This window comes from Streptomyces sp. NPDC006314, from assembly GCF_040613075.1.
Lineage (GTDB): Bacteria > Actinomycetota > Actinomycetes > Streptomycetales > Streptomycetaceae > Streptomyces.
In genome coordinates this window covers 81,302-98,702 of the sequence record NZ_JBEXRL010000025.1, presented here as the reverse complement: position 1 = coordinate 98,702, position 17,401 = coordinate 81,302, and the positions used below count along the sequence as shown (strand labels likewise).

Genomic DNA, 17,401 nt, shown 5'->3' with positions numbered 1-17,401 from the left:
ACGAGATCGGCATGGGCGACAACATCTGGCTCGGTGACCGCGACGCGGTGCGCACCCCCATGCAGTGGACCCCCGACCGCAACGCGGGCTTCTCGTCCTGTGATCCGGGACGCCTCTTCCTGCCCGCGATCATGGACCCGGTCTACGGCTACCAGGTGACCAACGTCGAGGCCTCCATGGCCTCCCCGTCCAGCCTGCTGCACTGGACCCGCCGCATGATCGAGATCCGCAAGCAGAATCCCGCCTTCGGACTGGGGTCCTACACCGAGCTGCCGTCGTCGAACCCGGCGGTGCTCGCCTTCCTGCGCGAGTACGAGGACGACCTCGTGCTGTGCGTCCACAACTTCTCCCGCTTCGCGCAGCCCACGGAGCTGGACCTGAGCCGGTTCGGCGGGCGGCACCCGGTCGAGTTGTTCGGCGGGGTCCGGTTCCCGGCGATCGGCGAGCTGCCGTACCTGCTCACCCTCGCGGGCCACGGCTTCTACTGGTTCCGGCTGCGCCGGGAGGCCATGTAGTCCGGCCGGGTGGGGCGGTGGGGCGTTTCCACCGCCCCACCCGGGGCACGCATCAGTAACACCCCGACGACCCGGGGAAAGGACGTGACGCCCATGGCGGAAACGGTCACCCCCTCCGGCACCACCCCCAGCACCCCCTTCGGTTCTTCGTCCGGCACCACCGGTCCCACGAGTCACCTCCTCGCCTCGCTCGCACCACTGCTGCGCGCATGGCTGCCACGGCAGCGCTGGTTCGCGGGCAAGGGGCGCCCGGTCACCGGGTTCACCCCGGTGGCCGTCACCGAACTGCTGCCGCCTGACGGCCGGCTGGGCCTGTACCACCTGCTGCTGCGCGTCCACCAGCCGTCCGCGCTGGGCGGACCGCCGCACCCCGGCGACTGCTACCAGCTCCTCATAGGCGTGCGCGAGGCGCTGCCGCCCCGGCTGGCGCCCGCGCTGATCGGACACCTGGAAGACGGTCCGCTCGCCGGCCGTACGGTGTACGAGGCCCTGCACGACCCCCGGCCCGCCGAAGTGCTCCTGGAGGCCCTGCGCACCCAGGCCCGCGTCGGCGGGCTGTGTTTCGAGCGGGACCCGCGCCAGGAGATCCGCGAGGGTCTCGTGGCCCGGCTGATGACCGCCGAGCAGTCCAACTCGTCGGTGGTCTACGGCGATACGTTTATTCTGAAGCTGTTGCGCCGGGTCGTCCCCGGCGTCAACCCCGACCTGGAGATCCCCCTCGCCCTGGCCCGCGAGGGCTGCCCCCGGGTGCCCGCGCCGACGGCGTGGCTCCGGGCCGAGCTTGCCGATGAACCCGACGGGTCGTACGTCCTGGCCGTGCTCCAGCCCTACGTCAGCGGCGCCACCGACGGCTGGGAGCTGGCGCTGCGCGAGCTGGCCAAGGGGGAGGACTTCGTCGCCGAGGCACGGGCGCTGGGTCGGGCCACGGCCGAGGTGCACACCGCGCTCGCCCGTGCGCTGCCGACGGTCACCCTCGGCCACGCCCAGCTTCGGCTGCTGGTCGACGGCATGACCGAGCGGCTGGACGCGGCCGTGCAGGCGGTGCCGGCGCTGCGGCCGTACGCGCACGCGCTGCGGTCCGCGTACGAGGCGCTGGCCGATCTCGCCGCCGAGGGCCGCATCTGGACCGCGCAGCGCGTCCACGGCGATCTGCACCTCGGGCAGTGCCTGCGCTCGCCGTCCGGTGAGTGGTCGCTGATCGACTTCGAGGGCGAGCCGGCCCGGCCGCTGGCCGAGCGGCGCATGGCGCAGCCGCCGGTGCGGGACATCGCGGGGATGCTCCGCTCCTTCGACTACGCGGCCCACTCGGCGGCTTTGGCCGCCCCGGACTGGGCACACGCCTGCCGGGCCGCCTACTGCTCGGGGTACGCGGAGGTGGCCGGCCGCGACCCGCGCACCGATCCGGTGCTGCTGCGGGCCTACGAGACCGACAAGGCGGTCTACGAGGTCGTCTACGAGGCCCGGCACCGCCCCGACTGGCTCCCCGTTCCGCTGTCGGCGGTCCGGCGCCTCGCCACGTCCGAATCGATATGATCCTCGCCCGGGAGACTCGCTCGTGACGTCCAAGAAGTCAGCCACCTCGAAGAACAAGTCCGGCAAGAGCAGGCCCGAGAAGAAGGGCGCGGCGCAGAAGGCCGAGCTGACGCAGGTCACGCAGGTGCCCCCGCAGCCGGCGCCGCCCGTGCTGGAGGTCGCCGTCTCCCCCGCCGTCGACGCCGGCGACCGCGAGCGGCTGCTGAACGGCACCCACCACGCCCCGCACGCCGTCCTCGGCGCGCATCCGGTCCCGGGCGGTGTCGCCTTCCGCGCCTTCCGCCCCCACGCACAGGCGGTCACCGTGGTCTCCGGTGACCTGCGCGCGGAACTGCACGACGACGGCGACGGCTTCTTCTCCGGGCTCCTGCCGCTGGGCGAGATCCCGGTGTACCGGCTGCTCGTGACGTACGACGGCACGGTGCACGAGACCGAGGACGCCTACCGTTTCCTGCCCACGCTCGGTGACCTGGACCTGCACCTGATCGGTGAGGGCCGGCACGAGGAGCTGTGGCGGGCGCTCGGCGCGCACGTCACGACCCACCAGGGGGTGTCCGGCACCCGGTTCGCGGTGTGGGCCCCGAACGCGCGGGGCGTCCGGGTCACCGGGAGCTTCAGCTTCTGGGACGGCACCGGCTATCCGATGCGCTCGCTCGGCTCCACCGGGATCTGGGAGCTGTTCGTGCCGGGCATCGGCGAGGGCGAGCTGTACAAGTTCGAGATCACCCGTCCGGACGGCTCCCGCACCCTGCGCGCCGACCCGCTGGCCCGCCGCACCGAGACCCCGCCCGCCACGTCCTCGATCGTGCACGTCTCGCACCACGAGTGGGGCGACGCGGAGTGGATGGCCCGCCGTGCGGGCACCCCGGTCCACGAGTCACCCTTCTCCGTCTACGAGGTCCATCTCCCGTCCTGGCGACCGGGCCTCACCTACCGCCAGCTGGCGGATCAACTCACCGCGTACGTGACGGAGATGGGCTTCACGCATGTGGAGCTGATGCCGGTCGCCGAGCACCCCTTCGGCGGTTCCTGGGGCTACCAGGTCACCGGCTTCTACGCCCCGACGGCCCGCCTCGGCACCCCCGATGACTTCAAGTACCTGGTGGACAGGCTGCACCAGGCCGGTATCGGCGTGCTGATGGACTGGGTCCCGGCGCACTTCCCGCGTGACGACTGGGCGCTCGCCGAGTTCGACGGGCGTCCGCTGTACGAGCACCACGATCCGTTGCGGGCCGCCCATCCGGACTGGGGCACGCTGGAGTTCGACTTCGGCCGCCGCGAGGTCCGCAACTTCCTGGTGGCGAACGCGGTGTACTGGTGCGAGGAGTTCCACATCGACGGCCTGCGTGTGGACGCGGTCGCCTCGATGCTCTACCTGGACTACTCGCGCGAGCCGGGCCAGTGGACGCCGAACGAGCACGGCGGCCGGGAGAACCTGGACGCGGTGGCCTTCCTGCAGGAGATGAACGCCACCGTGTACCGGCGCTGCCCCGGCGTGGTGACGGTCGCCGAGGAATCCACGGCCTGGGACGGCGTCACCCGGCCCACCCACCACAAGGGCCCGAGCGGCTTCGGCGGCCTCGGTTTCGGCCTGAAGTGGAACATGGGCTGGATGCACGACTCCCTGCAGTACATGAGCCACGATCCCGTGCACCGCAGGTACCACCACCACCAGATGACGTTCTCGATGGTCTACGCGTACAGCGAGAACTACGTCCTGCCCATCTCCCACGACGAGGTGGTCCACGGCAAGCGGTCCCTGGTGTCGAAGATGCCGGGCGACTGGTGGCAGCAGCGTGCGGGCCACCGCGCCTACCTCGGCTTCATGTGGGCCCATCCGGGCAAGCAGCTGCTGTTCATGGGGCAGGAGTTCGCCCAGGGGGCCGAGTGGTCCGAGGCGCACGGCCCCGACTGGTGGCTGCTCGACCCGTCCTACGGCGCCGAGGCCGATCACCGGGGTGTGCGGGATCTCGTGCGGGACCTGAACGCGCGGTACCGCGCGGCCCCGCCCCTCTGGCAACGGGACACCGACCCGGCGGGCTTCCAGTGGATCACCGGGGACGCGGCGGACGACAACGTCTTCGCGTTCCTGCGCCTGGACGCCGACGGCACTCCGCTCCTCGCCGTCTCCCACCTGGCCCCGGTGATCCGGCAGGACTACCGCCTCGGCGTCCCGGAGGACGTACCGGCCTGGCTGGAGGTGCTCAACACCGACGCCGGCCGCTACGGCGGAAGCGACGTGACCAACCCGGACGTCATCAAGCCGGAACCCCAGCCCTGGCACGGCCGCCCGGCGAGCATCGGGCTGACGCTGCCACCCCTGGCGACGGTGTGGTTGCGGCCGGCGTGAGGAACACCCTTGACCGGGCCGTCACGGCTCGGTCAAGGCCTCCACGAGTTCCGGGAGTTCACGCAGCGTGCGAAGCGTGCGAGGGACTTCGCGAGCGATCTCGTCGGCCTGGCCTCGGCTGAACACGAACCGAACGTTCTCCTCCCGGGCTCGGTCGGCCATTCTGTCCAGAACTTCCCTGGCCTGACGTGTTTCGTCCAGCAGTCGGCTCACCCGGGTCCGCACCTCGTCCGCCCACTGCTCAAGGTGGTGGACGCCTTGCTCCTCGGGAGCGGGGAACAGGGAGGGCGTCTCGGCTACGCCGTCCGCGGCTGGTGGAGGGGCGGGGTCACTCGCACCACGTCCTGGAGGAAGGGTCTCAGAGCGACCGGTGGTGGGCGGGACGGCCTTGGGCGCGCCGTGGTCTGCCCGGTCTTGTGGTGCGGTGCGCGCGCCCGGGAGCCTGGGCCTACTGACCCGCTTGCCGGTTTCCTTGGGAAACTCGCGATTGAACCATGCGCGGTTCATCGGTTCATAGAGCTGTTCCCCGGAGCTGCTCACGCGTCTCGGTTTGCGGTCCCCCTCGTCCATGGCCAGAGCCAGCTCTCTGAGCAGTGCGACTGCCTGCTGCCTGCTGTTGTTGCGCAGGGCGTTGAGCGCGTTGCGCACGCCGCGCCGCACGCGGGTCGCCTCCATGCCGTCGTCCTCATCGGACTTCTGGCCCGCCAGTGAACCACGGTCGGCCTCGAGAATGCCGAAGGCGGCCAGCCAGTGCGCGGCACGGTAGCTCACCAGTTCCTCGAAAGCCTGCTCCTCCGTATCGGCCACCGCGAGGAGCTCCCGTAGCGGGCGCTTGGAGATCGCCACACCGGTCCGTACGTCCGACACCTGCAATACCTCGCCGATGCGCGGATTCCAGGCCTTGGGATAACTTTCGGAGGTCAGGGCCGACCACGCGCGCGCTCGCTGGTTCACCTCCGGGGCGGTGAGCTGGGAGGGAGGCGACTCGCTGAGCACCCGCCGGATGATGAAGCGCTTGGCACCGTCGGTGGGGAACAGCTCGCGCAGCAGCATCATCGAGCGCAGGTCCCTGAGTTCGCTCACGGTGGCGCCGCTCGGCGCGCCCGGAAGTTCCGTCACCGGCGCGGCCCCGGAGAGCACTTCGGCCGTCTTCTCGTCCAACTGGCCGGCCGCCACGTAGGCACCGAGGACGCTGCGGGCGAGCGCGCGGCTTCGGTCGTTCTGGGTGAAGCCCAGAGGGGGGTGTACGTGGTCGCGCCGGTTACTCATCTGCACGATGCGGTACAGACGGCGTGGTGTGGTGCTGCCGACAACCAACTGCGCCTCGACCACGGCGACGTTCCTCGCCCGGACGGCGCGGCAGGAGCTGTCCGGTTCCCATGACCCCTCTGCCGCGAACTCCCGGTTGAGCGTCTCCGAGAGCCGCGTCAGCCATTGGTGCGGATCGAAGACCAGGGTCTCCCCCTCTCCGCCCAGCCGCTTGAGTGGCACTCCGGTGAGCACCTCCGCGGAGCTCACTCCGTAGATCTCCTGGCGCTCCTTCGTCCGGTTGTTGCCGCGGACGGCCATCCACCCCCAGTGCTCGGCGGGGTGCAGCGGCTGCCCCTCCTTGTCTCCCAGTGGCGGTTCCTCCAGCCGGAAGTGCTGGGCGACATACAGGCCGGGCTCCTGCTGACCGTTGAGGATGAGGTCCTGCTTCAGGTCATAGGGGCGGTGGCCCACACGCTTGGCCAGTGCGTCCACCGCCAGTCTGACATCGGAGATCAGTTCCTCTCTGCTGGCGACAGACCTGCGCAACGCCGCGAAGGCCTCCTCTCCGCCTTCCGGAGTCGCCTCGGTCCAGGGATGGACCCTCGCCAGAACGCGGCGCTCGTCCGTGACCTCTGAGGGGTCCGCCAGAGAGTGCCAGGCCGAGCTGATCCGTTCGTTGTTCTCCCAGACGACACCCCCGACCCCGTGCATGCGGACGCTCACCACCGTCATGTCCCCGGCCTCGGTGGTGATCCGGCGCAGGGCACGGTCCGCCAGCCTTGGTCGTCCAGCCGCGTCGGCCACTCCCAGCAGAGCGCTCGGCTCGACGATGAAGGGCGCGATATTGCTCAGCGCTCCCCGCGGGACGTTGACCCCCGGGGTGCGAAGCACCGCCTCGATCCAGTCTTCCTGCTCTTCTCGAGAGGCAGGCAGCGGAAAAGGACGCGTGTCGTCAGCCATCTAATTCCCCAAGTCCCTGAACTGCATACCGCATTAGAGGATGAGAGATAGGTCGGCGTCCACCGGAGTACGAGAGTGTCACCAGCGCGAGCGAGATACTTGCCAAGGGACATCGAGAATCGATCTTATTCGATCAGTTCCGATCAATTCTTGAAGAGGTCAACGAGGAGACCGAGGAGCAGTCCCACTACGGAAAGGCAGAAGGCCTTGGCGTTGCGCCTCTCATGCACCCTCCCCATCTCCTCGACCCGCTCCTTGAGTTCCTCCAACTGCTTGCTCAGCGCGTCAAGCTGCCGTCGCAGCCCATCGAGGCCAGACGGATTGCCGTCACCCAGTACGGACATGAGGATCCTTAGACAATGCTCCGACACCGAACCTCCCTGGTCCGGGCAGCCAGAACATTGACATCTCGCCTCCCCGGTGTCGACCGCCTCTTCCTGCAGACCCTTCGGAACGGGTTACCAGCTCGATGATGGCGTCAGGCGCACTCACGACGGATACGACGCCTTTTCCGATCGCTATCGCACGAGCCATCGCGGTTGGGGGCCGCCATCACGTCAGCTGGAGCACGGAAAGAAACCCCTTGGCCAGAGGTTCCAAATACTAACAACCCGCGAGCTTCACCCGTTTACCCGATAAGCCGAACAGGAGAGCGGATCGCATCTTCGTCCGGCGGGATCTTTTCACCATTGACCCGCGATGCGATCGGTGCTAATAGAGCCGCCCCTGCGGTACGGAGTCCCCCCAGGTCCGGCGCGCCGGCCGGTGCGGTGAAGGCTGCGCTCACCGCACCGGCCGCACAACGGGGAGGCGAGCCGCTACCTGGTGGCCTCGGCGAAGGCCGTCGGGAGTTCACCCGTGTACAGCACCCCGAGCCGCTGCGTGGCCCGGGTCAGGGCCACGTACAGGTCGCTCGTGCCGTACCGGCCCGGCTCCACGACCAGCACCGAGTCGAACTCCAGGCCCTTGGACTGCCGGGGATCGAGGAGGACGACCGTCTGCGTCAGGTCGGGTTCCGCGCCGGCCGTGAGCCCGTCGAGCCGGGCTGCCAGCGTCCGGTGCAGTTCGCGCGGGGCGATGACCGCCAGCCGGCCCTCGGTGGGGGTGAGTTCAACGACCGCCTTGGCGACCGCGCCGGGCAGGTCGTCGAGGACCTGCCGCACCCAGGGCCGTACGCCCGTCGAACGGACCGAGCGGGGCGGTTCGAAGTCCGGGTGCGCGGCGCGGACGACGGCCGCGGCCAGGTCCATGATCTCGGCCGGGGTTCGGTAGTTGACGCCGAGGCGGGTGTGCTCCCAGCGGTCCTCGACGTACGGGGCGAGGATGTCCGCCCAGGAGCCGACGCCGGCCGCCTCGGCGGTCTGCGCGGGGTCGCCGACCAGGGTCATCGAGCGGGTGGGGCTGCGCCGCATGAGCAGCCGCCAGGCCATCGGCGACAGCTCCTGCGCCTCGTCCACGATGATGTGCCCGAACGCCCAGGTGCGGTCGGCGGCGGCGCGCTCGGCGGCGCTGCGGTGGTCCGCCTCCTCGTGTCGCTCGGCGAACCGCTCGGCGTCGATGATGTCGTGCGCCGACAACACCTCCGAGGCCTCGGGATCACCGTCCTCCTTGTCCTCGAACTCGTACGTCCGGGAGGCGTACGAGACGTCCAGGACGCCCTGTGCGTAGGCGATCTGGGTCTCCCGTTCGCGCTCGGCGCGTGCCCTCGCCAGCCGGTCGTCCTCACCGAGGAGTTCGGCCGCCTCGTCCAGGAGGGGCACGTCGGCGACGGTCCAGGCGCGGGTCACCGGGCGGCGGATCGCGTCGGCGTCCGCCTCGGGCAGGTAGCCGTCCGGCTCCGCGAGGAAGTCGGCGACCAGCCGCTGCGGGGTGATCCGGGGCCACAACCGGTCGATGGCGGACCAGACTTCGGGGTTCTCGGCGATCTCGTCACGGATCTGGGTGACGTCGGAGGCGTCGAGCAGGCTGCTGCCGTCGTAGGGGTCGGTGCCCACGCGCTCGGCGTACAGCTCGGTGAGCGTGTTGAGGATGTGCCCCTCGAAGTACTCGCGGGCCACGTTGTGCGGCAGCTTGACCGCGCGGGTGCGTTCCCGGGCGACGCCCACCAGGCCGTCGTCCAGCATCAGCACCTCACGGTCGTGCTCGATCGCGATCACCGGGTCGGGCAGGGCCTGCCGGTCGCGTACGACGGCGGCGAGCACGTCGGCCATGGCGGCGCGGCCCTTCACGGCGGCCGCCTCGGGGGTGTCGGTGGCGGTGGCCTTCACGCCGGGGAACAGCTCGCCGACCGTGGCCAGCAGCACCCCGGTCTCGCCGAGGGAGGGCAGCACCTCGCCGATGTAGCCGAGGAAGGCCGGGTTCGGGCCGACGATGAGCACGGCCCGGCGCGCCAGCAGTTCCCGGTGCTCGTACAGCAGATAGGCGGCACGGTGCAGGGCCACGGCGGTCTTGCCGGTGCCGGGGCCGCCCTCCACGACCAGTACGCCGCGATGGGGCGCCCGGATGATCTCGTCCTGCTCGGCCTGGATGGTCTGCACGATGTCGCTCATCCGGCCGGTGCGCGCCGAGTTCAGCGCGGCCAGCAGCACGGCGTCCCCGCTGGGGTCCTCGTGGCCGGTGCGGGTGGCGTCGCCGAGGTCGAGGATCTCGTCGTGCAGGGAGGTCACGGTCCGGCCCTCGGTGGCGATGTGCCGGCGGCGGCGCAGGCCCATCGGGGTGTGGCCGGTGGCCAGGTAGAACGGGCGGGCGACGTCGGCCCGCCAGTCGACGAGGACCGGGGTGCGCTCGGTGTCGTCCTCGCGCAGCCCGATCCGGCCGATGTGGTGTGTGGCGCCGTCGGACAGGTCGATCCGGCCGAAGCAGAGCGAGCCGTCCACGGCGTTCAGCGCGGCGAGCAGCCCCGAGCGCTCGGCGACCAGGATGTCCCGCTCCAGGCGGGCCTGCATGGGCTTGTCACCCTGGGCGAGCGCGTCCGCGACCGAGGTCTCGGTCTCGCCGCGCAGCACGTCCACACGCGCGTAAAGTCCGTCGATGAATTCCTGCTCGTGCCGCAATTCATCGTCTGGAAAGTCGGTGTTTGACAATTCCGCTCCCGCCCGGATATACTGTGCTCACTGAACTTCGCCGCGCCTTTGTAAATTCAAGACGCGAACCACTGAATATACGCACAGAAATCCCCCGAGCGCAATTGCTCGGGGGATTTTTCGTCGGCGGGACGCCCCCCTTTACGGGACGTCTGCCTTGCCGGACGTCTGCCTCACAGCACGTCCGCCAGCTCCTCCAGCAGCCGCCGCTTGGGCCGTGCCCCCACCATCGAACGCACCGGCTCACCCTCCCGGAACACCATGAGGGTCGGCGTGGACAGCACGCCGTAGGCGACCGTCGTACCCGGATTGCGGTCCACGTCGATCTGTACGATCTTCATCCGGTCGCCCTCCTCGAAGGCGATGTCCTTCAGCACCGGCGCCAGCTGCCGGCACGGCCCGCACCAGTCGGCCGTGAACTGCACCAGCACCGGCAGGTCGGCGCCGAGCACCTCCGTCTCGAAGTCGTCGTCCGTCACCTCGGTCAGTCCGCTCACCAAGCTCACCGCGTCAGCCCTCCCAGCTCGCACACGGGTTCCGGACCTCCCGGAACCAGCGCCTCGGCGGCCAGCTCGTCCCTGGCCCGCTCGGCCCGCTCCAGCTGCCCCGCGACCGTCTCCCGCACCGCCGCCAACTGCCCGATGAGCGCGTCCAGCTCGTCCAGCTTGCGGCGGTAGACCGCGAGGGAGGCCGGGCAGGAGTCGCCCGCCGGATGCCCGGCGCGCAGGCACTCCACGAACGGCCGCGTCTCCTCCAGATCGAACCCGAAGTCCTGCAGCGTCCGGATCTGCCGCAGCAGTCGCAGGTCGCTCTCGCCGTACGTGCGGTGCCCCTTGTCGTCGCGCCGGGCGGGCAGCAGTCCCCGTGCCTCGTAGTAGCGCAGGGTGCGGGTGGTGGTTCCGGCCCGAGCGGCCAGCTCGCCGATTCGCATATCCATGACCGTAGGTGTTGACGTCGACGTCAAGTCAAGGCGGGGGCAGCGGCGGCTGTGGGCAGCGCCCCGCGCGCCTCCCTGCGGATGCTGACGCCACGCACGAACGTGCCGTTCCGGTCGACCGGCACGGCACGTCGGTGGATGGAGGGGCGCAGAGGTCAGTCGGCTGCGCTGTCGGCGAGTTCCCGCGCCTCTTCCCTTCCCTCTTCCCTCACCTCGGCCACCGCGGCCTCGCGGCGCGGCAGCAGGAAGGCCACCAGGATCGTGCCGATCCCGAGGATCACCGCGCCGACCAGGCTGGTGTGGGCCACGGCGTCGGAGAAGGCGGAGCCGACCGCGTCGGCCATCCGGCGGGCGCCGGCGGCCAGTTCGGCGGCCTGCTGCTTGAGCTGCGCGGCCTGCTGCGGGTCCTTCGCCCGAGCCGCCTGCGCGCCCAGCCGGTGTGCCTTCTCGCCGATGCCCTGCGCGACGGCGTACCCGGCGCCGACCGAGTCCTGCGCGGTGCCCAGGGCGCTCGCCGGGAGCCCGCTGCCGGCGGTGGCGTCGGCGAGGTGGTCGCCGTAGGAGGTCGCGAGCAGCGAGCCGAGGAGGGCGATGCCGAGCGAGCCGCCCAGCTCCAGCGAGGTGTCGTTGACGGCGCCGCCGACGCCCAGTTCCGACTCCGGGAACGCGCCCATGATGGCGTCCGTGCAGGGCGAGAGGGCGAGGCCGATGGCGAGGCCCAGGATGATCAGGGGCGCCACGAAGTCGCCGTACGCCGAGCCCGCGTCCACCCCGGTCAGCAGCGCGAGGGCGGTCGTGCCGCCGACCATGCCCGCGCTGACGGTCCACTTCATGCCCACGCGCGGGGTGAGCCAGCCGGTCAGGGCCGAGCCGGCGAAGACGGCACCGGCCAGCGGCAGCATGCGCACGCCGGTCTCCAGGGCGTCGTAGCCGAGGACGAACTGCAGGTGCTGGGTGAGGTAGTAGAAGGCGCCGAAGACGGCGAGGAAGAACAGGGCGACGGCGAGGTTGGAGCCCGCGAACCGGCGGTGGGCGAACCGGCGGACGTCCAGGATCGGACGCGGGTGGCGCAGTTCCCAGAAGACGAAGCCGGCGAGGCCGACGCCCGCGACGACCGCGGCGCTCACGGCCTTGGCCCCCCAGCCGAAGTGCGGGCCCTCGATGATCATGTAGATCAGCGAGCCGGTCCAGATCACCGACAGCAGGCCGCCGACGTAGTCGATCCGGTCGTGGTGGCCGGCCTTGGACGGCGGTACGAGGACGAGGGCGCCGACGATCGCGACCGCGGCGATGGGCACGTTGATCAGGAAGGTGGAGGACCAGCCGTGGTTCCGCAGGAGGGCGCCGGCGACCACCGGTCCGGCGGCGATGGCGAGCCCGGCGGTGGCGGTCCACAGCGTGATGGCCTTGGCGCGTTCCGCCCGCGGGAAGGTCGCGGCGAGCAGCGAGAGCGTGGCCGGCATGATCAGCGCCGCACCGACGCCCATCACGGCACGGGCCGTGATGACGGTGGTGGAGCTGTCGGCGAGGTATCCGAAGACGGCACCCCCGCCGAAGACCACCAGGCCGAGGACGAGCGCCCCGCGCCGGCTGTACTTGTCGCCGATCGCGCCGAGCAGCAGCATCAGCGCCGCGTACGGGACGGTGTAGCCGTCGATCACCCATTGCAGGTCGGCACTGGAGAGCCCGAGGTCCTTCGTCATGTCGGGCGCCGCGACCGTGAGGGCGGTGTTCGCCATCACGATGATCAGCAGGCTCAGGCAGAGCACCAGCAGTGCCCACCAGCGCCGGGCGTAGGGCCGGTCGGTCCTCTCGACCGGTTCGGTCATGACGAGTCGCATGGCAGGGATCGCCTTCCTCAGGTGTGCGACGAGAAGTGGGACGTGGTTGCGCGCAATGACTTGCACAGTGGCGTGCAATTGCACAACGATGTGCAATGTACGTCTGTTGCACAGCGCGGTGCAAGTCGGACCGGGAGGGCAGAATGACCGCCATGACCACGGGTAACACCAGCCGCGCCGACGCCAACCGGCGCCGCATCCTCGACGTCGCCCTCACCGAACTGCTGCGCGACCCCGACGCCTCCATGGACCAGATCGCGCGCGCCGCGGGCGTCGTACGGCGGACGGTGTACGGCCACTTCCCCAGCCGGGAGGCGCTGATCAGCACGCTGGTGGACGAGGCCGTGGAGGCGCTGACGGACGCGGACACGCGCGCCCGGGAGGCGGTGACCGACCCGGCGGAGGCGGTGGCCCGCTCGGTGCTCGCGATCTGGGAGATCGCCGACCGCTACCGGCTGCTGGTCGCCCTCGCCCAGCGCACGGTCACCGTCCAGGGCATCCGCGAACGCCTCGCACCGCTGCGCGAGGCCACGATCCGGCTGCTCCGACAGGGCCTGGACGACGGCGTGTTCAGCTCCCCGCTGCCCGCGCCGGCGCTCGCGTACGTGCACGAGCAGATGCTGTTCGCGGTGATGGAGGCGGTGAACGACGGGCTGCTGGCAGCGCAGGAGGCGGGCCGCTCCGCCACGGTCGCCGTGCTGACCGCGGCGGGCGTGCCCGCCTCGACGGCCACCGCGCTGGTGGCCCGGGTGAGTGAGTAGACAGAAAGAAGCCGGGCGGCCGAGGTACGGGGAGACTCGGCCGCCCGGCGGTACCCGGACGCCCGGCCCGGGTTCAGGCGGGGCCGGACGTCCGGAGCAGGGACGCCTCGCGGGCGCGAGGGGCAGCGCGCCCTGAGGAGCGCGGGGCGGTATCGACATGCGGCTTCGCCGGATGGGCGCGACCGGTTCCGGCGGGCCCGCGGCCGCCGGACCGGACTGGCCCGGCGGCCCCTCAGGCCTTGGCCAGCTCCTCTTCCCTCGGCTCGGGAACATCGGCGGCCGTGACCCGGCCCTCGTCCATCAGCGTCTTCTCGTCGAACGGCAGCTCACCCGCGAGCACCCGCTGCACACGACCCTGGTCGATCTCCTTGGTCCAGGTCCCCACCAGCACGGTCGCGACCGCGTTGCCCGCGAAGTTCGTCAGCGCCCGCGCCTCGCTCATGAAGCGGTCGATGCCGACGATGAGGCCGACGCCGTCGACCAGCGCGGGCTTGTGCGACTGCAGACCACCGGCGAGGGTGGCGAGGCCCGCACCGCTGACACCCGCCGCGCCCTTCGAGGCCAGCAGCAGGAAGAGCAGCAGCGGAATCTGCTCCCCGATGGACATCGGCGTACCCAGCGCGTCGGCGATGTACAGCGACGCCATGGTCATGTAGATCATCGTGCCGTCGAGATTGAAGGAGTACCCGGTCGGCACGGTGATGCCGACGACCGGCTTGCTGACACCGAGGTGCTCCATCTTCGCGATCAGCCGCGGCAGCGCGGACTCGGAGGAGGAGGTGGAAAGGATCAGCAGGAACTCACGGGCGAGGTACTTGAACAGGGAGAAGACGTTCAGGCCCGCGACGATCCGCAGCAGCGCGCCGAGCACGAGGAAGACGAACAGGAAACAGGTGATGTAGAAGCCCAGCATCAGGACGGCGAGGCTCTTCAGCGCGTCCAGGCCGGCCGAACCGACGACCGCCGCGATGGCGCCGAACGCACCGATCGGCGCGGCCCACATGACCATGGACAGGATGCGGAAGACGAGCCGCTGGATGTGCTCGATGCCGCGCAGCACCGGCTGCCCGGCCGACCCCATGGCCTGCAGCGCGAACCCGCTGAGCAGGGCCACCAGCAGCGTCTGGAGGACCTGGTCCCCGGTGAAGGCGGAGACGAACGTGGCCGGGATGATCGACAGCACGAAGTCGACGGGGGGCAGCGCCTCGCTGGACACCTGGGCGTGCCCGGTCTGCTTGAGCGCGTCGGTCAGGTGCAGCCCGTCGCCCGGGTGCAGCACGTTGCCGACGGCGAGGCCGATGGCGAGCGCGACGAGCGACATCACGAGGAAGTAGCCGAGGGCGATACCGCCGACGGTGCCGACCTTGGCGGCTTTCCGTACGGAACCGATCCCGAGCACGATCGTGCAGAAGATGATCGGCGAGATCATCATCTTGATCAGTTTCACAAAGCCGGTGCCCAGCGGCTTGAGCTCGACCGCAGCATCGGGCCAGATGAGCCCCACGGCGATGCCGAGCGCGACCGCCACGATGACGGCGATGTACAGGTAATGGGTCCGGTCCCGCTTCACGCGGGCTGCGGCAGGTGCCGTATCGGGAGTGCTGGCGGCCACGACTGCCCTCCTTGACGTCTTCGTCGGCGAACAACCGGCGTGCGGCTCACGTCCGGGCGTTGTTGGGGAATGCCGTGACTATCTCCCGGCCTGTGAGGGCGGTCACCCTTCCGTTCATTTAGTTCACGCTTGACCGGAGAGGCACACTGCTGGCATGCGCGTACCCGCCATCCCCCGACCCCGCAGCCTGGCGGGCCAGCTGTTCGCCATGCAGGCCGTGCTGATAGCGGTGGTCGTGGCCGGGTACGCGCTGTTCACCTACGTCAGCGACCGGGGGCAGGCCGAGGACGCCGCGGTCCGCCAGGTCACGGCGGTGGCTCGCTCGATCGCCGACGCCCCCTCGGTCCGCTCGGCGATCCGCACCCCCGACCCGACGGCCGACCTGGAGCCGTACGCGCTCCAGGTCATGCGGGACACGGACGTCGACTTCGTCACGATCATGAACCCGGACGGCATCCGCTGGACCCACCCCGACCGGAAGCAGATCGGCAAACGCTTCCTCGGCCGCATCGGCCCCGCCCAGCACGGCCACACCTTGACCGAGACGTACACCGGCACGCTCGGCCCGTCCGTCCGCGCGGTGACCCCGGTGGAGGAGAACGGCCGCGTCATCGGTCTGGTCAGCGCCGGGATCAAGGTGGAGGCGATCAGCGCCCGGGCCCAGGACCAGGTCACGGCCCTGCTCGGGGTGGCCGGCGGAGCTCTGCTGCTGGGAGCGGTCGGCACGTACGTCGTCAACGCCCGGCTGCGCCGACACACCCACGGCATGAACGCCACCGAGCTGAGCCGGATGCACGACTACCACCAGGCGGCACTGCACGCGGTCCGCGAGGGCCTGCTGATGCTGGACGGGCAGTACAGGGTGGCGCTGATCAACGACGGCGGTCGGGAGCTGCTGGGCGTGGGCGAGGAGGAGGACGTGGTCGGCCGCTCGGTGGCGGACCTGGGTCTGCCGGCCCCGCTGACGGGCGCACTGCTGGCGTCCGAGCCCCGGGTGGACGAGGTCCACCTGACGGCGTCCCGGGTCCTGGTGGTGAACACGTCCCCGGTGTCCGGCGGGGAGCGGCGCGGCACGGTCGCCACCCTCCGCGACGTGACCGAACTCCAGTCCTTGATGGGCGAGCTGGATTCGGAGCGGGGCTTCACCCAGGCCCTGCGCTCCCAGGCGCACGAGGCGGCGAACCGCCTGCACACGGTCGTGTCGCTGATCGAGCTGGGCCGGGCCGAGGACGCGGTGGAGTTCGCGACGGCGGAGCTGGAGCTGGCCCAGGCCCTGACCGACCAGGTGGTCGCGGCGGTGAGCGAACCGGTACTGGCCGCTCTGCTGCTGGGCAAGACGGCCCAGGCCAACGAGCGGGGCGTGGAGCTGGTGGTGTCGCGGGACAGCCGTCTGGACGACGGCCTGCTCCCGCAGAGCGTGTCCGCGCGGGACCTCGTGACCATCCTCGGCAACCTGATCGACAACGCGGTGGACGCGGCGCAGGGAAGCGTCAGCGCGCGGGTGACGGTGACGGCGTACGCGTCGGCCGCCGAACTCGTCCTGCGCGTGTCGGACACCGGCCCCGGTGTCGACCCCTCCCATGCCGACCTGGTATTCCAGCGGGGGTTCTCGACGAAGCCCGCCGGGCCCGGCGGGCGGGGTCTCGGGCTGGCCCTGGTCCGGCAGGCGGTGACCCGCCTTGAGGGCACGTTGACGGTGGCGGAGTCCGACGAGGAGGGTGAGGGCGGAGCGGTGTTCGAGGTGCGGTTGCCGTTGCGCACGGCGACGGTCGGTCCTTCCCCGGTACCGGAAGGCGGCACGGCATGACGGATTCCCGGCCGATCAGAGTGCTGGTGGTGGAGGACGACCCGGTGGCCGCGGACGCGCACGTGATGTACGTGGGCCGGGTACCGGGGTTCGTCGCCGTCGGCAAGGCCCACACGGGCGCCGAGGCCCGCCGCGTCCTGGACCGCACCCCGGTGGACCTCCTGCTGCTGGACCTCCACCTTCCGGACGTGCACGGCCTGCAGTTCGCGCGCTCCCTGCGCGCGGCCGGGCATCACGCGGACGTCATAGCGGTCACCTCGGCCCGGGACCTGGCGGTGGTCCGCGAAGGCGTCTCCCTGGGCGTCGTCCAGTACGTACTGAAGCCCTTCACCTTCGCCACCCTCCGGGACCGCCTGGCGCGCTACGCCCAGTTCCACGCGGCGGTCGGCGAGGCGAGCGGCCAGGACGAGGTCGACCGGGCCCTGGCGGTACTCCGGGCCCCGTCACCGGCGGCCCTGCCGAAGGGGCTCAGCGGGCCGACGCTGGAGCGGGTGACGGGCGCGCTGCGGGATGCACCGAAAGGGCTTACGGCCGCCGGGGTCGCCGAGGCGGTCGGAATCTCCCGGATCACCGCCCGCCGCTACCTGGAACACCTGGTCGAGGCGGGCCGGGCCGGCCGGAGCCCACTGTACGGGCAGGTGGGCCGGCCGGAGTTGGTGTATCGGTGGGTTTCCCAGGCGCGGTGAGCGCCAGGACGGTCCCGCGAGGATCCCCACGGCCCGATGGCTTCACGCGGGGCGGTGCGGTGAAG

General features: G+C 70.8%; 13 protein-coding genes. 6 read left to right on the top strand and 7 right to left on the bottom strand.

Annotation, left to right across the window (positions count from 1 at the left end):
• The 3 genes from ABZ079_RS32420 to glgB form a co-directional block, all read left to right on the top strand.
• Positions 1 to 515 (top strand): alpha-glucosidase C-terminal domain-containing protein (locus ABZ079_RS32420; RefSeq protein ID WP_356943020.1); only part of this gene is annotated, 515 nt, incomplete at its 5' end.
• Positions 516 to 608: 93 nt separating this feature from the next.
• On the top strand, positions 609 to 2,048 hold the full coding sequence (locus ABZ079_RS32415; RefSeq protein WP_356943019.1) for a maltokinase: 1,440 nt from the start codon (positions 609 to 611) through the stop codon (positions 2,046 to 2,048).
• Positions 2,049 to 2,070: 22 nt separating this feature from the next.
• Positions 2,071 to 4,398 (top strand): 1,4-alpha-glucan branching enzyme, encoded by a 2,328-nt coding sequence (glgB, locus tag ABZ079_RS32410; protein WP_356943018.1) that lies wholly within the window; start codon positions 2,071 to 2,073, stop codon positions 4,396 to 4,398.
• A gap of 21 nt (positions 4,399 to 4,419) precedes the next feature.
• Here the strand turns inward: glgB and ABZ079_RS32405 are convergent, their stop codons facing one another.
• From ABZ079_RS32405 to ABZ079_RS32380, 6 genes are all read right to left on the bottom strand, one after another.
• Entirely contained in the window at positions 4,420 to 6,540 is a 2,121-nt protein-coding gene (locus tag ABZ079_RS32405) for a hypothetical protein (RefSeq protein WP_356943017.1), read from the bottom strand.
• A gap of 212 nt (positions 6,541 to 6,752) precedes the next feature.
• On the bottom strand, positions 6,753 to 6,953 hold the full coding sequence (locus tag ABZ079_RS32400) for a hypothetical protein (RefSeq protein ID WP_356943016.1): 201 nt from the start codon (positions 6,951 to 6,953) through the stop codon (positions 6,753 to 6,755).
• Between the two features lie 474 nt (positions 6,954 to 7,427).
• Positions 7,428 to 9,662: a UvrD-helicase domain-containing protein gene (locus ABZ079_RS32395; protein ID WP_356943025.1), complete on the bottom strand. Its 2,235-nt coding sequence runs from the start codon at positions 9,660 to 9,662 to the stop codon at positions 7,428 to 7,430.
• Positions 9,663 to 9,865: 203 nt separating this feature from the next.
• Positions 9,866 to 10,198 (bottom strand): thioredoxin, encoded by a 333-nt coding sequence (gene trxA, locus ABZ079_RS32390; RefSeq protein WP_356943015.1) that lies wholly within the window; start codon positions 10,196 to 10,198, stop codon positions 9,866 to 9,868.
• Positions 10,195 to 10,623 carry a MerR family transcriptional regulator gene (locus ABZ079_RS32385; RefSeq protein ID WP_356943014.1) on the bottom strand — a complete coding sequence of 143 codons (429 nt, stop codon included), beginning with the start codon at positions 10,621 to 10,623 and terminating at the stop codon, positions 10,195 to 10,197. Before ABZ079_RS32385 ends, trxA begins: the two co-directional genes overlap by 4 nt.
• Positions 10,624 to 10,784: 161 nt before the next feature.
• A complete protein-coding gene (locus ABZ079_RS32380) occupies positions 10,785 to 12,470 on the bottom strand; it encodes an MFS transporter (protein WP_356943013.1) in 1,686 nt (561 codons plus the stop codon).
• 143 nt (positions 12,471 to 12,613) lie between these two features.
• On the opposite strand from ABZ079_RS32380, the gene ABZ079_RS32375 reads away from it, so the two are divergent.
• Positions 12,614 to 13,231: a TetR/AcrR family transcriptional regulator gene (locus ABZ079_RS32375; protein WP_356943012.1), complete on the top strand. Its 618-nt coding sequence runs from the start codon at positions 12,614 to 12,616 to the stop codon at positions 13,229 to 13,231.
• A gap of 232 nt (positions 13,232 to 13,463) precedes the next feature.
• Here ABZ079_RS32375 and ABZ079_RS32370 read toward each other — a convergent pair whose 3' ends face one another.
• Complete coding sequence (locus ABZ079_RS32370) at positions 13,464 to 14,843, bottom strand: cation:dicarboxylase symporter family transporter (RefSeq protein ID WP_356943011.1); 1,380 nt, start codon at positions 14,841 to 14,843, stop codon at positions 13,464 to 13,466.
• Between the two features lie 154 nt (positions 14,844 to 14,997).
• Here ABZ079_RS32370 and ABZ079_RS32365 point away from each other — a divergent pair, with 154 nt between their 5' ends.
• A complete protein-coding gene (locus ABZ079_RS32365) occupies positions 14,998 to 16,650 on the top strand; it encodes a sensor histidine kinase (protein ID WP_356943010.1) in 1,653 nt (550 codons plus the stop codon).
• A complete protein-coding gene (locus tag ABZ079_RS32360; protein ID WP_356943009.1) occupies positions 16,647 to 17,336 on the top strand; it encodes a response regulator in 690 nt (229 codons plus the stop codon). Before ABZ079_RS32365 ends, ABZ079_RS32360 begins: the two co-directional genes overlap by 4 nt.
• The last annotated feature ends 65 nt before the right edge of the window (positions 17,337 to 17,401 follow it).

Excerpts from the sequence above, each read along its gene's own strand:
- ABZ079_RS32415 (WP_356943019.1), top strand. The coding sequence starts at position 609 with ATGGCGGAAACGGTCACCCCCTCCGGCACCACCCCCAGCACCCCCTTC.
- ABZ079_RS32400 (WP_356943016.1), bottom strand. The coding sequence starts at position 6,953 with ATGTCCGTACTGGGTGACGGCAATCCGTCTGGCCTCGATGGGCTGCGA.
- ABZ079_RS32385 (WP_356943014.1), bottom strand. The coding sequence starts at position 10,623 with ATGCGAATCGGCGAGCTGGCCGCTCGGGCCGGAACCACCACCCGCACC.
- ABZ079_RS32380 (WP_356943013.1), bottom strand. The coding sequence starts at position 12,470 with ATGCGACTCGTCATGACCGAACCGGTCGAGAGGACCGACCGGCCCTAC.
- ABZ079_RS32375 (WP_356943012.1), top strand. The coding sequence starts at position 12,614 with ATGACCGCCATGACCACGGGTAACACCAGCCGCGCCGACGCCAACCGG.
- ABZ079_RS32365 (WP_356943010.1), top strand. The coding sequence starts at position 14,998 with ATGCGCGTACCCGCCATCCCCCGACCCCGCAGCCTGGCGGGCCAGCTG.
- ABZ079_RS32360 (WP_356943009.1), top strand. The coding sequence starts at position 16,647 with ATGACGGATTCCCGGCCGATCAGAGTGCTGGTGGTGGAGGACGACCCG.